The organism is Prevotella conceptionensis 9403948, assembly GCF_000312305.1.
GTDB classification, from domain to species: domain Bacteria; phylum Bacteroidota; class Bacteroidia; order Bacteroidales; family Bacteroidaceae; genus Prevotella; species Prevotella conceptionensis.
In genome coordinates this window covers 1-665 of record NZ_HE999523.1, presented here as the reverse complement: position 1 = coordinate 665, position 665 = coordinate 1, and the positions used below count along the sequence as shown (strand labels likewise).

Genomic DNA, 665 nt, shown 5'->3' with positions numbered 1-665 from the left:
TACGACGAGCTTAACCGGCTGATACGCGCCGAGGGCAAGGCCAAGGGCATAGGCTACGCCATGGACATGAGCTTCGGGCTGATGGGCGAGCCGCTCACCAAGGTGCAGCGCACCGACTCGGGCTCGGTTGCGGGCAGCTACGCGCTGGCCTACGAGTACGCCGACGCCGACCATCCCACGGCCCCCTCGCAGATAGGGCACGAACGTTACACCTACGACGCCAACGGCAACCCCACGCTCGTGGAGGACGACAGCCTGAACACGGAGCGGCGCATGGCGTGGGACGAGGAGAACCGCCTCATGGCCCTGTCGGACAACGGCAAGACCAGCCGCTACACCTACAACGCTGCGGGCGATCGCGTCGTGAAGAGCCACGGCTACCTTGAGGGCGTGTACGTCAACGGCGCGCCGCAAGGCCTCACCTTCCACGAGACGGAGGACTACACCATCTACCCAGCCCCCATACTCAGCGTTACGCGCCAACGTTTCACCAAGCACTATTTCATCGGCGACAGGCGCGTGGCCTCCAAAATCGGTGCGGGCATATTCCAAAACGCCTACGGACATGGCGCGAACGTCGTCACGGCCGGGCAGAAAGACTACCAGATGCGTATGATGCAGATAGAAAGACAACGCGAGGACTACTACCGCAAGCTGGGCACGCC

At 63.2% G+C, this 665-nt stretch carries 1 pseudogene; it reads left to right on the top strand.

Annotated elements, in window-relative coordinates:
- Positions 1-665 (top strand): annotated as a pseudogene (locus BN93_RS18205) (RHS repeat-associated core domain-containing protein); the annotation flags it as partial.